This window comes from Acidimicrobiales bacterium (genome assembly GCA_036491125.1).
In the GTDB taxonomy this organism is placed as follows: domain Bacteria; phylum Actinomycetota; class Acidimicrobiia; order Acidimicrobiales; family AC-9; genus AC-9.
Genome location: DASXCO010000198.1, coordinates 1 through 2,512 on the forward strand (window position 1 = coordinate 1; position 2,512 = coordinate 2,512).

The following is a 2,512-nucleotide window of genomic DNA, read 5'->3' on the forward strand; positions in this document are numbered from 1 at the left end:
GCGTCTCCACCGCCGCCTTGACCTCCGGCGTCGGCGCCATGCCGACGGACAGCAGGACGTACTCGGCGTCGATCGAGCCGAGGGCGCCGTTCTCGGGTCGGGCGCGCCCGAGCTCACCGCCGAGGTGGCGCACCTCGACCGACAGCAGCGGCGAGCCCGACCCAGCACCGGCGACGCGCACCAGCTCGTCGACCGCTTCCGCCGGCAGGTCGGCCAGGGTGAGCCCTTCGCCGGCGTAGGGCACCGGCTGCTCGGGATCCATGTGCAAGTGGCTCAGTGCGCCGACGGGCATGGTTACGATCGTGTCCATCCCCGGTTCCAGGGCGCGCAGCGGTGCCAGCAGCGCGTCAGCTTCCGCTGGGGACCCCAGGTGGATCACCTCGACGACCGCGAAGGACCTGCCCCGTACCGGCTCGGGGATGTCGGGCACGGGGGGCAGTTGGAGATAGCGCCCGACGGTCGTCAGCGCGTCCGGTAGGTCGCCCTCGGTCAGCTCTCGCCAGGCGTGGAGCACCTCGGGACCGCGCTCCATGGGCCAGAACATGACCCCCGCGTACACCTCGGTCAGCGGGAACAAGCGCAGCTCGAGGGCAGTGACGATGCCGAAGCTGCCGCCACCCCCGCGCAGCGCCCAGAAGAGGTCGGGTTCGGTCTCCCGGTCCACCCGCCGCAGCTGACCGTCGGCCGTGACCAGCCTGCGAGACTGGTCGCCCTTACCGTAGGTATCGAGCCGCTTGACGCTGGCGGTTGACGGCGCCGACCACCGCTCGGAGTGATGCGGTGAGGATGCTCGGGTTCATCCCGACGCCCCAAAGCACCGTTCCACCCGACATCTGCGACTCAACGAATGCCACAGCCGTAGCGTCAGACCCGCTCGTCACGGCGTGCTCGCTGTAGTCGACGATGTCGAGGTCGATATCGAGATCACGCCGCAGCCCGTCGACGAAGGCGGCCAGCGGGCCGCTGCCCTTGCCGACGACGGTTCGGTGCTCGCCATCGACAAGGAGTTGAGCGGTCAGTGTGCCGTTGTCGTCGGTGGTGGTCACCTCATGGCTCAGGAGCTGTATGGGGGCGTCATCGGGTAGGTATTCGGTCGCGAAGCGGTCCCACATCTCCACGGGCGAAAGCTCCGTGCCGCTCTCCTCTGTGACCAGCTGGATCGTCTTGGAGAACTCGATTTGCAGCCGCCGGGGCAGGTCGAGGCCGTGCTCGGCTTTCATCACGTAGGCGACGCCACCCTTGCCGGACTGGCTGTTGACCCGGATCACCGCCTCGTAGGTGCGGCCGACGTGCTTCGGGTCGATCGGGAGGTAGGGGACCTCCCAGAGGTCGCCGTCAGTCGGTAGCGCCCCGATGCCCTTCTTGATGGCGTCCTGGTGGGACCCGGAGAACGCCGTGTAGACGAGGTCGCCGCCGTAGGGGTGGCGAGGATGGACGGGCAGCCGGTTGCAGTATTCCGCGACCCGCCGGAGGGCGTCGATGTCGCTCAGGTCGAGGCTGGGGTCCACCCCCTGGGTGAACAGGTTCATGGCGAGAGTGACGACGTCGACGTTGCCGGTGCGCTCACCGTTGCCGAACAGGGTTCCCTCGATTCGCTCGGCGCCGGCCATCAGGGCCAGCTCGGCGGCCGCGACGGCCGAGCCCCGGTCGTTGTGCGGGTGGAGGCTCAGCACGACCCGGTCCCGGTTGCCGATCTTGCGGTGGAACATCTCGATCACGTCGGCATAGACGTTGGGCGTGTACATCTCGACGGTGGCCGGGAGGTTGAGGATGATGGGCCGCGCAACCGTCGGCTCGATGACGTCCATCACCGCCTCGCAGATCTCGACCGCGTAGTCCACCTCAGTGCCGGTGAAGCTCTCGGGCGAGTACTCGTAAGTGATGTCGGTGTCGGGCACCGTGCGCTCGAGCTCGCGGCACAACTGCGCAGCCTTGACGGCAATGTCGGTGATCCCCGCCTTGTCGAGGCCGAACACCACACGGCGTTGCAGCACGGAGGTGGAGTTGTAGAAGTGGACGATCGCCGTGCGAGCCCCCCGGATGGCCTCGAACGTCTTCTCGATCAGGTCCGCCCGGCACTGGACGAGAACCTGGATGGTCACATCCGACGGGATCAGGTCAGTTTCGATGATCTGGCGGATGAAGTCGTGGTCAGGCTGAGATGCCGACGGAAACCCCACCTCGATCTCCTTGAAGCCCATGCCCACGAGCGTCTCGAACATCTTGAGCTTGCGAGCCGGGTCCATCGGGTCGATGAGCGCCTGGTTCCCGTCACGCAGGTCGACGCTGCACCAGCGGGGCGCCTTGGCGATCCGCGCCGACGGCCAGGTCCGGTCCTCGAGGGCGGCGGGGAGGAACGGCTGGTACTTTTCGAACGGCATCTTGGTCGGGATTACGGGCGGCCGGGGCATCGTGGTTCCTCTCGGGATTGGGGAGGCGGCGGGAACGAAAAAACCTCCCGGCCCGGAGGCGCAGGAGGTTCTCGCGAGCACCGAACAGGTGCTCGCCTAGG

2 protein-coding genes are annotated in these 2,512 nt (G+C 67.6%); both read right to left on the reverse strand.

Translation table 11 applies throughout. The annotated features are described in order from the left end of the window. Positions 1–664 (reverse strand): hypothetical protein (locus tag VGF64_15895; protein ID HEY1636241.1); only part of this gene is annotated, 664 nt, incomplete at its 3' end. Between the two features lie 49 nt (positions 665–713). Then, positions 714–2,381, reverse strand: coding sequence for a 2-isopropylmalate synthase (gene leuA / locus VGF64_15900; GenBank protein HEY1636242.1), 1,668 nt, complete (start codon positions 2,379–2,381; stop codon positions 714–716). Positions 2,382–2,512 lie beyond the last annotated feature (131 nt).

Excerpts from the sequence above, each read along its gene's own strand:
- leuA (HEY1636242.1), bottom strand. The coding sequence starts at position 2,381 with ATGCCGTTCGAAAAGTACCAGCCGTTCCTCCCCGCCGCCCTCGAGGAC.